Annotated in this window: 1 protein-coding gene; it reads right to left on the bottom strand. The window is 52.2% G+C overall.

The window, feature by feature from the left end; genetic code table 11:
* On the bottom strand, positions 1-520 hold a 520-nt coding region (locus tag N1032_RS27485), incomplete at its 3' end, for a hypothetical protein (protein WP_259543899.1).
* Positions 521-536 lie beyond the last annotated feature (16 nt).

The following is a 536-nucleotide window of genomic DNA, read 5'->3' as shown; positions in this document are numbered from 1 at the left end:
CCAGTTCGGCCAGTTCGCCGAAGTTCAGCGTAGATACCCAGCCCAGCGGCGCGACAATCGCACTACGGCGCATATCGTTACCGTTTTTACCGTGGATACCCAGCGCAGTAGCCAGGCTACCAGAAGCAGGCGTTGCTACCAGGTCATGCAAAATACCCGCTGGGGTAATAGCATCGCCTGCATTCTCGCTACAGAATGTTTTATCCAGGGCGCGAACGGCGGAGCTAATAATAGATTGCTGGAGAATTTCGGGGAGTTCCGGAGAAGTTCGCACCAGTTCGCGCGTAACTACTGCAAGCGAACCAACCTTACGCGGTAATAGTTTCGCATCCTTCACCACTTCCAGATTAATAATCAGCGCGGGCTTACCTTCTGCCAGCCATTTCGCATCCGAACCCAAAACTTCAAACGTGGTATTACTGATCGGCAAATTGTTTGCCAGGGCGGAAAGTTTACCCGGTACGGATTCAGACCAGATAGCAGATCCGAATTCACGCGCTGCGCAAGTCCCAGACATCATATCGCTATTCCATGTA

This window comes from Herbiconiux daphne (assembly GCF_024979295.1).
Classification (GTDB): domain Bacteria; phylum Actinomycetota; class Actinomycetes; order Actinomycetales; family Microbacteriaceae; genus Herbiconiux; species Herbiconiux daphnes.
Note: the sequence above shows the minus strand (reverse complement) of the source record. Positions and strands in the feature narration are given on the sequence as shown.